Here is a 16,002-nt window from a genome sequence, read left to right as displayed (position 1 = left end):
AATGAACTGGAATGATTTTGGGACCTACGTTGAAATCTACCCTCCCGAGGAATTCAATTTTAACGAGTGCTTAGTATTTTTAAGCAGATCCAGCCTAGAAGTGCTCCATCAAATTAAGGCTGGATCTGTATATAAGCTGATTAAAGTAAATGAAACCTTCATTTTGTTTAAAGTTGGATATAATAATCGTTCCATCATCGTTGAATTCCCCATAAGTACACCTTCTGAAGAATCTCGAAAACAAGCTGCTGAATACATTTGGGAATGGCTTGATTTAGATCAAGATTTGGCAGGATTTTATGAAATGGCCGCCAAGGATCGTATTTTAAGTAAAATCTCCAATAAATACTACGGACTGCGGATTATAGGTATTCCAGATTTATTTGAATCGCTAATTTGGGCTATAATAGGCCAACAAATCAATCTAACATTTGCTTATACGTTAAAAAAACGTTTTGTTGAGCGATTTGGAGAAAGTCTCACGTTTAATGGGAATACCTTTTGGTTATTTCCTTCATTTGAAAAAATTGCTTCCATTGATGTTGAGGATTTAAAGAAACTTCAATTTACTGGAAGGAAGGCGGAGTATATTATTGGCATTGCTAAATCTATGGACAACGGGGACCTATCGAAAGAAATATTGCTGAATCAGGATTATCAACAAGTTAAAAAAACATTAACCGAGTTTAGAGGGATAGGACCATGGACTGCTGATTATGTGATGATGAAATGTTTACACTACAACACTTCCTTTCCAATCGGAGATGCCGGCCTCCATAATGCATTAAAAAATCTATTAAGTTCTGAGAGAAAGCCTGCCATAGAAGAAATACAAGAATTCGCTGAAAATTGGGATGGCTGGCAAGCGTATGCAACCTTTTATCTTTGGAGGTCGTTATATGAATAAGATACAACTTTTAAGGCGTCATTTTTTCATCTAAATGCTAACCATTACCTTAGTTTTATTACGAATAATTTACTCCCATCTGGCATCCAGATGGGATTACTTTAAAACATACTCAGACGATATTTTTTTGATAAAAGCTCCAAGAGTTTAAGTCCGGCCACACTGTTCCCTTTCTTATCCAAGGCAGGACCGAAAATGCCAATTCCAAATTTACCAGGAACAGCCCCCATGATTCCGCCTGATACACCACTTTTAGCCGGAATTCCTATTTTGATCGCGAATTCGCCTGATGCATTATACATTCCGCACGTAACCATGAAGGTTTTGCAAATTCTTGCTACATCATCAGGCATTATCCGTTTCCCATTAAGAGGATCAACACCATCCATTGCAAAAATCATACCGATCCTCGCTAAATTCAAACAATTCATTTCAACAGCACACTGTTTAGTGTACAAATCCATTAAGGTTTCTACATCCTCCGTAATGAGGTTATGCTGCTTCAGAAAATAGCATAACGCCCGGTTTAAATCAGCCGATTCAAATTCGGAACGGGCTACATTTTCACAGTAACCAATAGAAGAGTCGCCGGCCAATTCCCGGATAAAGCCTAATAACCGATTGAACCGCTCCTCCACTGAATCCCCTTTTAACATATGGGTCACAACAAGTGCCCCCGCGTTAATCATTGGGTTTAACGGTTTGGCCGGCATTGTTTCCAACTTGGCAATCGAATTAAACGGGTCTCCAGTCGGTTCCATCCCAACTCGTTCAAATACATAGCGATTGCCTCTCTCCATTAAAACAAGAGCTAAACTTATAACCTTTGAGATACTTTGCAGCGTTATCTTTTTATCAATATCTCCCGCTGAGATACATCTTCCGTCCGGATAACTAATCGCAATTGATAAATCACCAGGATTTGCTTTACCCAGCTCGGGAATATAGTCTGCAACCTTGCCATCTTTAGTATATCTTCTTGCTTCTTCCACAAATCGTTGTAATTCGTCGTTTTTTTGACACGGCATTATTCATCACCCATAGTAGTATGGGCGAATGATAAGGTGTCCATTCACTAGGTATTATGGTTAGAGATACAAGTAAAAACAAAAAATATCCTCAATTACCATTTAAATATTATTAGAACTTTTACCGCCTACCCCCAAAATCCTTAGTTGACTCCCTAAGTTTTTGTTGTTAATCATTTTTTTGTCGAAAAACTTTCTGTTTGACACTTGTCAAACTTCCGGCAGTAAATTCGTTACAAGGTATCCGGTCAATCTATTAATATATAATACATTTTTTTAACACTACACCTATAAGGAGGAGTCTAAGTGAATCTAGTATTTAGGTGGGTTGTAAGATCATTGTTTGCACCTGTCACCGGAAATGCCGGAGCGGTTGCGAGTACACTCGGTTTTTTTCTGGCCTTTTTACCTTTACCTTTAGATCATATAAAAATTCCATTATTACTTGCTTTTTCCCTATTGTTCCGTCTTAATATCATCGCCTTATTCCTTGGAACGTTGATTACCATTTTCACACCTAACATTCGTGATTTACCAGCCCTGGATTTAAGCAAGTTGCAAGATTACTGGTTATTATCTTCCTTAAAGACTAAATTACAAGTTTCACCAAGCATTGCATCAGGTGCATTTGGAGGTTTGATTGGCCTGGTCTGCTATTTTTTCTTCCACTGGTTTTACAATTTAGGGCTGAAGAAAAGGGAGCAAAATCAAGATCATGTTTTTCTTGATCCTTCAAAAAGACGCTGGTCCATTATTAAACGAATGAGTGCAGGCTTTATTATTTTAATTGTTCTAGTATCCTCAATCTTTGTTAAGAGCCTGGCTACTAACCCGGAATTTCCTGAACTGCAATTGACGAATAGCTCAGCCAAGAGCGGGATCGAGCCGATTAATACGAGTTTCAGTGAAAAAGAGCTGGCTTCACAGGTACAAAAAACAAATCCTGCCCCTCTTGTTCAAAAAAATATCGGACCATCGTACCAAAAACAAGAAGTCTATGGTTTTTACGTCAATTGGGACGAAAACAGCAAAACTTCTTTCAAAAAAAATAGTAAATCTATTACAACATTAGTGCCGGAATGGCTGCAGCTTACACCAAGTCTCACCCTTAAAACCAGCACGGACAGCTCAATTGTTTCAGAAGCAAAAGCACATAATATAAAGATTCTTCCATTAGTTCATAATTTTATTAATAACAAATGGGATGGCGATACACTGCATCGGTTATTTACGACTCCCGGCGCTGAGGATCTTTTTATTAAAAACTTGTTGGCTTATGTAAGAACAAATGGCTTTGACGGTATTAATATCGACTTTGAAGAAATCAATCCAAATGACAAAGATTATTTCACTCGTTTTATTGGTAAAGTTTCTAAAAGCTTTCATCAACATGATCTCATAGTTACAATGGATGTCCCGCCGAAGAATACTAGTTTTAACTATACTTCTTTAGCAGCTAGCGTTGACCGCATGATTGTCATGCTATATGACCAACACAACTCTATGAGTAAACCTGGGCCTGTGGCCCCATCTGATTGGGTAAAAGAGAACTTAAACCAACTCCCTATTCCTTCTGAAAAACTGATCACGGGTCTAGGAAGTTACGGTTACGACTGGGAAGAAAACTCCAAACAGCCGGCGAAAACGATGAAGTTCGGAGATATTATGGATTTAGGAATGGGAACAAACCTGCAAATCCATTGGAATCAGCAAGCTGGCAACCCATATTTACGGTATAAAGAAAACGGAAAAAACCATATCGTTTGGTTTTTGGATGCTGCTACATTTTATAATCAAATGAAGCTGGCGAAAGATAGCGGCTCAAGCGGAGTTGCAATTTGGCGTCTCGGTTCGGAAGATCCTTCGATCTGGAATTACATGAATAAACCAAAGGAGATACAAAATCCATCAAATGCCCTTAAAACCCTGGCCATCTCTGAAACGGTTCACCATCCCGGTGCTGGGGAAATATTGAAAGTTAATTCTCAATCAGAAAAAGGGAAAAGAACCATTCAATTGGATTCGCAAGGGATGATTCTTACCGAAACCTATAATAAATTCCCAAAACCTTCTGAGGTGGCGCGATATGGCAAACCTAAAGGTAAGGAAATCGTCCTTACCTTTGATGACGGTCCTGATCCAGTCTATACACCTCAAATATTGGATATTTTAGAAAAGCATCATATAAAAGGGACCTTTTTCATGATTGGAGAGAATGCTTTAAAGCATCCAGAACTGGTAAAAAGGGTTTATAAAGAAGGACATGAAATTGGCAACCATACCTTTTCCCATCCAAATGTTGAATCCATTACACCATTTCGAATGAGAACAGAGTTAAATTTGACTCAGCGATTATTTCAAGAAATTACCGGTCATTCGATGACTCTTTTCCGCCCGCCGTATACGGCCGATGCTGAACCAGACTCCCGGAGCGAACTAATACCTATATTACGGGCACAGGAAATGGGGTATACCATGGTTGGTGAGTCCATTGATACTGACGATTGGCAAAGACTTTCAAGCCAGGAAATCGTGAAACGGGTATTGGATCAGCTGCCAAAAGGAAATGTGATTTTGCTTCATGATTCTGGCGGTGACCGATCCAACACTGTAAAGGCATTGCCTATTATTATTAAAGAACTAAAAAAACGCGGTTATACATTTACTACCGTTGCTGATCTTATTGGAAAAAGCAATAGCCAGATTATGCCTCCTGCTGAACAGAGCAACCCTTATTTGATCTATAATAAGGCCGTATTTATGGTCATTCAAGGCTGGCAACTAGGATTAAACTTTCTGTTCTATTCGGCTATCCTTTTAGGAATCCTACGCCTGATTTTCTTCGTATTCCTTTCGAGATTACAGGTAAAACGGTATAAAGAAACTCAGATTGATCCTAGCTTTAGACCTTTTGTCAGTGTCGTGATTGCTGCCTATAACGAAGAAAAAGTCATTTGCAAAACCGTTGATTCGATTTTATCCAGCGATTACCCTGCTTTTGAGGTGCTGATTGTTGACGATGGATCAAAAGATGATACTTCTTCTGTGGTTCAAGAAACGTATGCAAACCATCATCAAGTCAGATTAATTAAAAAAACCAATGGGGGAAAATCGTCCGCCGTAAATCTTGGCTTTAAAGAAGCAAAAGGAGAAATCGTGGTTGCCCTTGACGCTGATACACTTATCGCTGAAAATGCTATATCATTGCTTATTAACCATTTTAAAGATGAAAATGTTGCGGCTGTTTCCGGAAATGTAAAGGTCGGCAATAAGGGGAACCTCCTCACAAACTGGCAGCATATCGAATATGTGACAGGCTTTAACCTAGAGAGAAGGGCTTTTGCTGCGCTTAATTGCATTACAGTTGTACCAGGTGCCATTGGTGCCTGGAGAAAGACGGATGTAGAAGAAGCAGGATACTATAAAGAGGATACCTTGGCAGAGGATACTGATATCACGCTTACACTTTTACGCAATGGGAAAAAGATTGAATTTGAAGAAAAGGCATACGCCTATACAGAAGTACCAGAAGATATTAAAAGTTTGGCAAAACAGCGTTACCGATGGGTTTATGGGACGTTACAATGCTTATGGAAGCACCGCGATGCATTATTTAATAAAAAACATAAATCATTAGGATTTATCGGCCTGCCAAACATGTGGCTTTTCCAATATATTTATCAGACCATATCGCCTATTGCAGATATACTGTTCATTATCGCGCTATTTAGCACACACCCTGGAATAGCAGCCATTGGATTTATTCTTTTTTACTTGCTGGATTTCATTACTTCTCTTTATGCGTTTCGATTGGAGAAAGAGAGTCCTAAACCACTAGGTTCATTGTTTCTGCAGCGAATCTTGTACAAACAGCTTATGACTTATGTTGTGATCAAATCCATCTTCTCAGCCATAAAAGGAATTACCGTTGGATGGAACAAACTCAAACGAAAAGGTAATGTCACTCAGGAAACCTCTAGTGTAAAGGTGAACGAATCTGCATAGTGGAACCCTCGCAAAGGTCTTTCCCATTTGGGGAAGACCTTTTTTATTTGGATTCATAACGAAAAAGGATCACCTGCTTTAGGTGACCCCTGTTTGATAAATTACATTTTCTTTCCGTTGTTTCCTTTTTCATCCCGACGGTTCTCAGCCTTTTCTTGTGCAGCTTGAGAAACTTGTTGTCCACGGTTGGTTGTTGTTGAAGTTGTACTTGTTGTTGTATTAGTTCCTGTCTTTGTAGGTGCAGTCGTTGTCGAAGGTTCTTTTGTACTTGTCACCGGTGTCGTTGATGAAGCCGTTGTGGTTGTGCTCGCATTCGTATTAGCAGCATTTGTTGTTGTTCTCTTGGTGGAGCTTTTCGTATTCTGTTGAACGGCTGCTACGGCCATAACACTGTTGTTTTTACTTTTTGAATCCGCTTGGACAGAAGCAACAGTTTGAGATATTAAGGGTTGCTCGTTTTTCGCAATTGGTGTTGGCGTTTCATCTTTCAACGTTTTTTCTATTTGATTGATGACATCCGCCGTTTTTTCCCTGGATATCGGCAAAGCATTTTTATCAATTAATTTTTTAGAAGATTTATCGACTATCAAGGCGTTGGTGACAGAAAACGTAACAGCTCCCGCTAACACCATGGCAAGGGCTCCCTTGGTTAGTTTGCTCATGTTATTCCCCTCATGTTCTTTGTATAATCATATTTAAAGAATACGAACAAGCCAAAATGTATTAGGGGGTAGTAATAAAACTCCATATTTTACATTCATTCAACAAATTTTTGCCAAGATGATAAAACCACTTCTAAATATTCAACGTTATTTTTATTAGATATAAAATACATTTCCAAACAGTAATATTTTTGCTTTTACATATTTTATCTCAATAACCCCAACACCCATTAATGCCTATATAAAAGGATTTTTTTAGAAAAACTTTGAGTAATATGTCCTATATTTTTGAATACACATTTTAAACAAGAAAGGAGATTGTGAAAAAAAGAGAGTGTCAGATTATTAGGTTCATAAAAAAATGCTGAACCTACATACTCAAAGGAGGGCCTGCCAAGAGATGCAATTTAAGAAGACTGTTCATTCAAGAAAATTAGATGAAACGAAAAAAAAATCAAGAATGAAGCGTTTGTTTCTTGTGAGCTTATCCCTCGTTACTTTACTTAGCGGAGGCATTCCTGCGGCTAATGCAGAAACGGTCCCAATGGATTTCCCAAGATTGGCCCAGCTTGGTCCAATCCACGAGGATAATGGATATCCGGTTTGGTATGAAGATTCACAAGGCACACGGTTACAACTTTGTTTAGATGCAAATGATCCATTTTGTGCAATCGTTTCAGGCGACATACCCGATCCATCAAAACCCGTTTCGTTAAAAGCCGGAAATTTCCCCGAAGAGGCCTTTTATCAATTAGCCAGCTCTACGATTAACCTTCCAAATGGGGGCAGTGCTGACGGGACCTTTGCTCTTGAAGCGGCTTTTGCCAATGGCCCGGCCATTGATGGAGAACAAATCGTATTCGGCAGAGTCCGTTTTAAAGCGGACGGCTTGAGCCCAAATCAAACATATACGTTTACCCACCCATATGGCATCGATATATTAAGAGCTGATGGAACCGGATCATTAAAGTTTACCGAAGATATTGGCCTTAATGGTGGATTCAACGAAGTGTTGAAAAGCAGAATAGGAACATTTTTACAATGGGATACTGGCGCACCAGCAGGATACATTGGGGATCCAAATGTCGATCATAAGATTATTGGCGGTATTAATAATCAAAACTTTTTCCGTATTAATGGTCCAGGAATCGGAACAGGTTCTTGTGGTCCGGACTGTGCGCAAACGGACTTTTTTAGTGTAATGGGCAAGCAAGCCACCATTGCAGGTGTGGAAATTGCCCCCCCAGTGGTCAATGATGTGACCGATCAAGCGACTTCCGTAACCGGAACAGCAGAAGCTGGCACAACCGTAGAAGTGAAATCTGGAGCAACCGTCCTTGGAACGGCAACAGCAGCTGATAATGGTTCCTTCAGTGTAACCATTCCAGTCCAACCTGCAGGAACCACCCTATTGGTTACGGCAACAGGTTCAACCGGCAATGTAAGTCGAGCAACAAAAGTAACGGTGAGAGATACCATACCGCCGGTCTCCCCAGTGGTCAATGCCGTTACTGATAAAGCGACAGCTGTGACAGGAACAGCTGAAGCCGGTTCGACGGTGGAAGTCAGAGCTGGTAATGTTGTTCTTGGCACTGGCGCAGCCGCACAAAATGGCTCCTTTAGTGTCGCAATTCCTATCCAATCTGCAGGAACCACCCTTGCTATTACGGCAAAAGATACTTTTGGAAATGTAAGTCAGGCCGTTCAGTTGACGGTGATCGATACAACACCACCTGCCGTTCCAATAGTAAATGAAGTAACCGATCAGACAACTTCTGTCACAGGTCAAGCGGAAGCGGGTTCGACGGTCGATGTAAAAGCTAAAAATGGCACCGCTATTGGCACTGCCACAACCGGAGTAGACAGTAAGTTTTCAGTCACAATCCCTGCTCAGGTGTCAGGCACTGAATTAAGCGTCACCGCAACCGACAAAGCTGGTAATACTAGCACTGCTGCAACTGTTGTTGTAAAAGACACAACTGCCCCAGCAAAGCCTGTGGTCAATGAAGTAACCGATAAGGCAACTTCTGTCATGGGGCAAACTGAAGCAGGTTCGAAGGTAGATGTAAAGACGAACAATGGCAGCGTTATTGGCACTGCCACTGCAGGAGCGGACGGGAAGTTTACGGTCACGATTCCTGTTCAGGCGTCAGGCACTGAATTAACAGTTATCGCCACAGACCAGAATGGAAACGTAAGTACAGCAACAACTGTAATAGTAATAGACGTAACAGCCCCTTTGAGGCCTGTAGTTAATGAAGTAACCGATAAGGCAACATCAGTTACTGGTCAAGCGGAAGTTGGCTCGAGGGTTGATGTAAAGTCTAAAATCGGCACTGTTATTGGCACCGTTATTAGTACAGTTATTGGAACAGCCACAGCAGGATCGGATGGTAAGTTTATGGTCACAATACCTGTTCAGGCAGCAGGCACCGAGTTAAGCATTACGGCAACCGACAAGGCTGGAAATACCAGTGAAGCTGCAACCATTAAAGTAATCACAAAACCAACTGGCTGGGTGTTTAAGGGTGGGAATTGGTACTATTATGATCCTGTGACCTCTGTGCTGAAAACAGGCTGGTATAAGGTCGGCGCTACTTGGTACTTCTCAAATACCAGTAGCATCATGCAAACCGGCTGGGTGAAGAGCGGTGCATACTGGTACTACCTAAGCAAAAGCGGCGCAATGCAAACAGGCTGGCTGAAACTCGGCACAACCTGGTACTATCTCAACTCCAATGGGGCAATGTATGTAGGATGGTTAAAAAGCGGAACTACATGGTATTACTTAAAGAGCAACGGGGCGATGGCAACCGGCTGGATGACAATCTCAGGAAAAAGATACTTTTTTAATAGCAACGGGGCGCTAAGATAACCCCCTACTCCCTTGGGAATCTAAGACCAAGGGAGTTTTTCTTTGAAGACCAAAAAGCCCGCCTTGTTCCCAAAGATTTTTAATTGAATTTAAAATATCTCTTTAAACCTCATCTTAATTTTTATTACTTGATAACTCTGAGTTTTTAACACTATCTGCTATCTTAATTGATTTTTCCACAACGTACTGAAATCCATAGATAATAATGGCCAAGAATACACATATAAAATACCAGGTTGAGTTTTTCATCTTAATAAATTTGACAATTCCAACCTTATTCCCAATGTAAGGAAAAGGAAAAGCGTTAATAAGATCCAATACCATATTAGTAATTAAGTATTTTGGGAAATTCCCAAATGTTAATTTAAATATCCAAAGCGTTGCAACAAAGTAAGGCCCTAATATATATGTAAAATCTATTGGTCCTGGTGATAGAGGATTTTTAGTTACCCACCATTTTTTCCGATAACAGAACAGACTAAATACACTTATGATCAAATTGACAAAACTTGCTACAGGCAAAAACCTAAAAAAACTTCGTTTCCCCATAAAAGGGACAGTTAGCCAAGGAAGAATTAATGTTGCTAATGAAAAGGCAATTTTTATATTATTCTTATTTTTACCCATTTCGATACTCCTTCAATTGATATAGTCTTTTTCATTATTCTATAAAGAAACAAATATTATGTTTATTTTACTTAATCCGTCTTTTCTTAATATTCCAGATTAACGAATCCACACCAGCAGAGAAATGAGCAATCGGTTTTACTTCAGAAAGGTCAAAATGAAAAGGTGTAAAAAGGGTATTCCTTTCTATTTCTATCTCCGCTTTTTGTAACGGCCAAGGCTGATGGTGTATTTCACCGCAATAGATGTTGACTCCGTTATTTGAACTATAGAGACAATATCGCTCAGTGAGCCAATGATCCAGGGTTCCTTCTTTTGGAAAATAAATCTCGGATATGGGAGCATATTTGCCTTTAAATAAGATATCAGTATTCGCATTTCCCTTACGGACACTCTGGCAATGAAAGGTTTGTCCTTCTTTTCGAAAAGAAATCTGCGCCGGATGATAGGGTAAACGATACCATCTCTTTGCAATATTTAAGGAAGCCCAGTTCCGAACATCAATAGACAAAAAATAAATACCGGGTTTGCCATCACATTTAACATAAGTTCTTACATTGATCTCAGGAAATTTAGGGGTTACGGACACAGACGAAATTCCCCGAGGATAGATTCCCTCTAACACGAATAAAATTATGCCTAACCAGGCGGAGCCATTATAAGTGTCAATTTGTAAAGAGGAAGGAATATAAGACCGTAATTTTTCAAGCGGAATAGGCCAATGCAAAAACAATAGATTTTTCCATGTTTGTCGCATAATCCAATACTTTGAAGGTAATGGCCAAGGACGATGAACAATGTCATTCATTATATGCATGAAAAGATCCCCCTGTTTTTATATGTTCATAGTTTGGTGAAAAATAACAATTTCATACGATTAGGAATACTAAAAAGCTCAACTATTTTTTATATGATTTTCCTGTTTTTGGATATAATAAGAGTGGTGGACTATCTTATTGAGAATATGCTGAATATGGAGCTATAAATATGTTGAACATTTTTTATTATTTGGCTTTTGCAATGGTAACATTTATATTTTTATTCTTTGTTTTCATGCTTTTTGGGTGGCGTTGGTTAATGAAACGTATGGTGAAGCAAATGGGAAAAATTATTTTAACAGACAGTTATCAAGAAAATGTAATGGAGTTGATGCCGGGACTCCGGCATATGGGCATTCAAAATATGCTTGAAAATAGCTTACGTGCTGAAACAGGCGACGTTCTCCACCGCCCGTTGGGGTCTTCAAAAAAATGGCCGCATTTAGATCCGATTACTTTTATCCCTGCCCAAACAACACCCTTTCCTATAGACGGAGAAGAAGATGTCGATGTGCAGGTAACCATTGGGCCAAATGCAAAAAAACCAATGAAAATAAAAATCCCGTTAATGATCAGCGGGATGGCCTACGGGATCGCCCTTAGTGAAGAAGTGAGACTCTCTTTAGCAGAAGCAGCTAATAATGCAGGAACCGCCATTAATTCTGGTGAAGGGGGAGTCTTACCTGAGGAACTAAATGCAGCCGGAAAGTATATTTTGCAGTTCTCCAAAACAGAATGGGCAAAGGAAGAAGAATTATTTAAGCGGGCAGATATGATAGAAGTTAAGTTAGGACAAGGCGCATTATTCGGGACCGGTGGGAAAATTTCTCCTAAAAATTTAACAGGTCGTGCCCGTGAAGTGATGGGGCTTAAGGAAAATGAGGATGCCGTAATTTATGATAATTTTTTTGAAGATCAAACGCTGGATGATTTGAAAGAACTAGTTGATGAGCTGCGGAGCCTGACAGGTGGTGTTCCCATTGGAGTAAAAATGGGAGCTGGCGGAAAAATTGAAGAAGATATTGATCATTTAATTTATATGGGTGTTGATTTTATTGCCATTGATGGAGGTCAAGCAGCCACACTTGGTGCCCCGCCGATTTTATCTGACGATATTGGAATCCCAACTCTGCATGCGATTGTCAGAGCTGTCAATCATCTAGAAAAGAGAAACATGAAGGGTAAAATAAGTTTAATTGCCTGTGGAGGCCTTCTAGTACCTGGGCATTTTTTAAAAGTGCTCGCCCTCGGAGCCGATGCAGTATATGTAGGTTCCGCTATGTTATTTGCCGTCTCGCATCCTCAATCATTGAATGCTATGCCGTTTGAACCTCCTACACAAGTTGTATGGAATCAAGGGAAATACAAGGATCAATTTAAGATTGAAGATGGGGTAAAATCAGCGGAGAAATTCTTAACAGCAAGTACGGAAGAAATAAAAATGGCATTAAGGGCAATGGGAAAACGCTCTTTAAAAGAGTTATCAAAGAAAGATCTCGTTTCTTATGATGAATTGACCGCCAAAATGACCGGAATTCCGTTTTCGTTTGAACCTTGGGAAAACAAACAAATGGAGACATAATTCTTCATCACTTTGAATCGACTTTTCTCATTTTCTGTAATAATGGAGAAAACTGACTATGGCAAACATAATATTTTATTTGACTTTTGCAATGATGTCCTTTCTATTTGTCGTGCTTATATTCATGCTCGTTGGTTGGCGTTGGATTATGAAACTAATAGTGAAAAAGGCTGGGAAAATCATTTTAACTGACAGTTATCAAGAAAATATTATCGAATTGATGCCTGGACTTCGGCATATGGGCATTCAAAATATGCTAGAAAATAGCTTGCGTGCTGAAACAGGAGCAGTTCTTTTTCGCCCGCTTGGAGGCTCTTCAAAAAAATGGCCGCATTTAGATCCCATTACTTTTATCCCCGCACAAACTTCTCCATTTCCAGTTGATGGTGAAGAAGAGGTAGATGTTGTCGTTACCATTGGGCCAAATGCAAAAAAACCAATGGAAATAAAAATTCCACTTATAATTAGTGCAATGGGATTTGGGATTGCACTTAGTGAACAAGCAAGACTTTCATTGGCAGAAGCAGCCCAAAAAACAGGAACTGCAATAAACTCTGGGGAAGGTGGAATACTGCCTGACGAATTAAACGCCGCCGGAAAGTATATTTTACAGTTTTCAAAAACAGAATGGGCAAAGGACGAAAATGTGATTAAACGTGCTGACATGATTGAAATTAAATTAGGTCAGGGCGCCTTAGCGGGAATGGGCAAAAAAATCCCCCCGCAAAGTTTAACAGGTCGTGCCCGTGAAGTGATGGGGCTTAAGGAAAATGAGGAAGCGATCATTTATGAACATTTTTGTGAAAATCAAACACTAGTAGATTTAAAGCTGCTTCTGGAGGAACTTCGCGTCATATCAGGTGGTGTTCCAATCGGTGTCAAAATTGGTGCAGGCGGAAAAATTGAAGAAGATATTGATCATTTACTCTTTATGGGGGTTGATTTTATTGCCATTGATGGTGGACAGGCTGCCATGCACGGGGCACCGCCTATTTTATTTGATGACTTTGGGATACCGACATTGCATGCGGTAGTTAGAGCTGCTAATCATCTAGAAAAAAGAAAGATGAAGGGAAAGATTAGTTTAATCGTTTCAGGAGGGCTTTTGGTCCCCGGTCATTTTTTAAAAGTGCTTGCCCTCGGAGCTGACGCTGTCTATTTAGGCTCTTCCATGTTGTTTGCTCTTTCACATGATCAAGTGTTGAATGCACTTCCATTTGAACCGCCTACTCAGGCTATTTGGTATGACGGGAAGTTCAAGGATCAATTTAAGGTTGAAGAAGGGGTAAAAGCAGCGGAAAAATTCTTAACAGCAAGTACTGAAGAAATAAAAATGGCGTTAAGAGCAATGGGAAAACGATCTTTAAAAGAGTTGTCAAGAAAGGATTTAGTGTCCTATGATGAATTGACCGCTAAAATGATTGGAATTCCGTTTTCCTTTGAACCATGGGAAGACAAACAAGTGTAAGGGTCCATCTTCAGGAGAGAACAATGTATAGTTCTCCCCTAATGAGGCATCCTCTATTAATTAATTACTAATCACTATATCATCAAAATTAATCCTCATCCCCGAAGTCCCTGAAACGACTAATCGGAATCGGACAGGTGCTGTTTGAGTAAGGGTAAAGGTTTTAACAGTTAAAGTGGATGTACTAGTATTTGTACTTCCAACGTTTGTCCATGTCGAGCCGCCATTCGTGGACATTTGCAGCTGCCAATTCGCTCCGCTGTCGGTACCGAAATTGGCATGGGAAATTTGAATGCTTTTTGCCCCGCTCACATCGAAATTCATCTTGATGGATCCAGATGCACGGACACGCGCTGACTGTGAACCTGTTTTCTTATCAGTAGATAAATTACCCATGAGGGCGTTATCAAAATACCAAGATCCACTCGCAAGCGTCACATTGCCTGCAGTATAGGCGGTTTTGATTCCGGACTCAAACTTTTCATTCAATGTTGTCGTTCCAGTTCCACCGGATCCACTGGAGCCATAGCCATATGACCCAGATTTGAAAGTAGATGGATCATACCATTTATACCCTGTTGCAGGTGCAGCCCATGGTTCTGCCACCGGTTCAGTCGATGTTTGCGGGTTTTCCATTGATAGCAAGGCGGTTGGCTGATCCAGCTGTAATCCGCTAACCTGTGATAAGGCTGTATAGCTTTCCTGCTTTGATAGCCAATCAATGATATTCACCAGCAAAGTACCATCGTTCTGTTCTTTAAATCCATCGTACGTAGTTTTCTTTGCTCCTGTTTCCTCTCGCAAATATTTTGGAGTCGCATCTTCTACTGGCGAGGAGTCGCCAATAAACGCCGCTTTTCCTAATCCAAGCTTGGAGACCGCTGCATATGGTCCCTCTGCTCTCCCTCCCCCATTATATACACCTTGGTCAACGGCGCTGCCCCAGGCTGTTGAGGTTGGTGGAAGATAAACAATACCCTTTGCTTTGTTGGGGTCGGTTACCGCTAATGTTGAACCGGCATGCATAGCAACTGTCGAAACGCCTGAGGTAATACCAAAAGCCTGACTCGGAGCCACAATATCATTAGCCGTTACATCTCCAATCGCATTGTAGCGGAATCGGATGCCGAAGTTGGCTGACAGCCAGTCAGATCCTGTTACACCTTGCATGGCTGCAGAAGCAGCTTCCTCTGTTCCCATTCCTTTTGCTGGATTGGAAAAAGCTCCCCTGCGATAACCGTTAAAAACCTCAGATGCATCCCAGCGGTTTTTGTTGCGATCCGCATTATAATGATCGCCAATAAAAAAGATACTGCCGCCGTTTTGTACATATTGAATCATGGCGGCCTGTTCAGTAGTTTTGTAAGGGATATTAGCTTCCCCGATAACGAACACATCGTAGCCTTGTAAATCTTGATAGGTAATGGGGGTGCTTTTTCGCAGCTCTTTGGCATAATAGCCTTTGTTGGCTAAGGCATTCGCAAAATCAGAGAATCCCCCGTCCAAAACCCAATCCGCTGCTCCCGCTGTTTGTCCATGAGTATTATCAAACAAAACCATCTTGCCATTTTCAGTCCCCACTGGCTGAAGCTGTGGCGCAGGATCGAGGGCATTTTCAGCTGAAACACACGCTGTCATAAAAAAGAAAGATGAAAACAAAAGCAGTAGCACAAACGAAAAAGCTGAAACCTTTTGACGTCTCATTCTTTTCACTCCCTTTTGTGGATTCCTCCCTAAAATAACACACTAATGTTAGTGGAATGTTAACAATTGATAAAATTAGAAATTTTCCCAATATATCTCTTTTAACCCAGATAAAAATGCTATTCAAATAAAATAGTTCGACATTTATTGATATTTTTTTTAGTATTTAGTATTGCTATTATTTTTAAATGTGATAATATGTAATAGCATGAAATTGGAAAGCTGATATTCAAAATCTTGAGTCTTTCCAAGCAGATAATTTTGACCACCTCCTTTTGGAAGTCAAGGCCATACGGACAGCCGGGTCAAATGCCGATTGGCAACTT

The 16,002-nt window shown here is 40.3% G+C and carries 10 protein-coding genes; 5 read left to right on the top strand and 5 right to left on the bottom strand.

Going from position 1 to position 16,002, the window contains the following annotated elements:
* Position 1: 1 nt before the first annotated feature.
* Complete coding sequence (locus LC455_RS05445; protein ID WP_223588879.1) at positions 2-907, top strand: DNA-3-methyladenine glycosylase family protein; 906 nt, start codon at positions 2-4, stop codon at positions 905-907.
* A 101-nt stretch (positions 908-1,008) separates the two neighbouring features.
* Here LC455_RS05445 and glsA read toward each other — a convergent pair whose 3' ends face one another.
* Positions 1,009-1,935, bottom strand: coding sequence for a glutaminase A (gene glsA, locus LC455_RS05440; RefSeq protein WP_223588878.1), 927 nt, complete (start codon positions 1,933-1,935; stop codon positions 1,009-1,011).
* 645 nt (positions 1,936-2,580) lie between these two features.
* On the opposite strand from glsA, the gene LC455_RS05435 reads away from it, so the two are divergent.
* Positions 2,581-5,940, top strand: coding sequence for a polysaccharide deacetylase family protein (locus LC455_RS05435; RefSeq protein WP_440446383.1), 3,360 nt, complete (start codon positions 2,581-2,583; stop codon positions 5,938-5,940).
* Positions 5,941-6,041: 101 nt separating this feature from the next.
* Here the strand turns inward: LC455_RS05435 and LC455_RS05430 are convergent, their stop codons facing one another.
* A complete protein-coding gene (locus LC455_RS05430) occupies positions 6,042-6,602 on the bottom strand; it encodes a hypothetical protein (protein ID WP_223588874.1) in 561 nt (186 codons plus the stop codon).
* Positions 6,603-7,002: 400 nt separating this feature from the next.
* Here LC455_RS05430 and LC455_RS05425 point away from each other — a divergent pair, with 400 nt between their 5' ends.
* Positions 7,003-9,477, top strand: coding sequence for an Ig-like domain-containing protein (locus LC455_RS05425; protein ID WP_223588872.1), 2,475 nt, complete (start codon positions 7,003-7,005; stop codon positions 9,475-9,477).
* Positions 9,478-9,591: 114 nt separating this feature from the next.
* Here LC455_RS05425 and LC455_RS05420 read toward each other — a convergent pair whose 3' ends face one another.
* Both LC455_RS05420 and LC455_RS05415 read right to left on the bottom strand, forming a co-directional pair.
* Positions 9,592-10,104, bottom strand: a complete 513-nt coding sequence (locus tag LC455_RS05420) for a hypothetical protein (RefSeq protein WP_223588871.1) — start codon at positions 10,102-10,104, stop codon at positions 9,592-9,594.
* Positions 10,105-10,171: 67 nt separating this feature from the next.
* Positions 10,172-10,921, bottom strand: coding sequence for a YqjF family protein (locus LC455_RS05415; RefSeq protein WP_223588869.1), 750 nt, complete (start codon positions 10,919-10,921; stop codon positions 10,172-10,174).
* Positions 10,922-11,091: 170 nt separating this feature from the next.
* Here LC455_RS05415 and LC455_RS05410 point away from each other — a divergent pair, with 170 nt between their 5' ends.
* Positions 11,092-12,504, top strand: a complete 1,413-nt coding sequence (locus LC455_RS05410; RefSeq protein ID WP_223588868.1) for an FMN-binding glutamate synthase family protein — start codon at positions 11,092-11,094, stop codon at positions 12,502-12,504.
* 58 nt (positions 12,505-12,562) lie between these two features.
* Positions 12,563-13,972, top strand: coding sequence for an FMN-binding glutamate synthase family protein (locus tag LC455_RS05405; RefSeq protein WP_223588866.1), 1,410 nt, complete (start codon positions 12,563-12,565; stop codon positions 13,970-13,972).
* Between the two features lie 60 nt (positions 13,973-14,032).
* Here LC455_RS05405 and LC455_RS05400 read toward each other — a convergent pair whose 3' ends face one another.
* On the bottom strand, positions 14,033-15,676 hold the full coding sequence (locus LC455_RS05400; protein WP_223588865.1) for an Ig domain protein group 2 domain protein: 1,644 nt from the start codon (positions 15,674-15,676) through the stop codon (positions 14,033-14,035).
* Positions 15,677-16,002: the final 326 nt, after the last annotated feature.

The sequence above is a fragment of the Neobacillus bataviensis genome (assembly GCF_019969725.1).
Note: the sequence above shows the minus strand (reverse complement) of the source record. Positions and strands in the feature narration are given on the sequence as shown.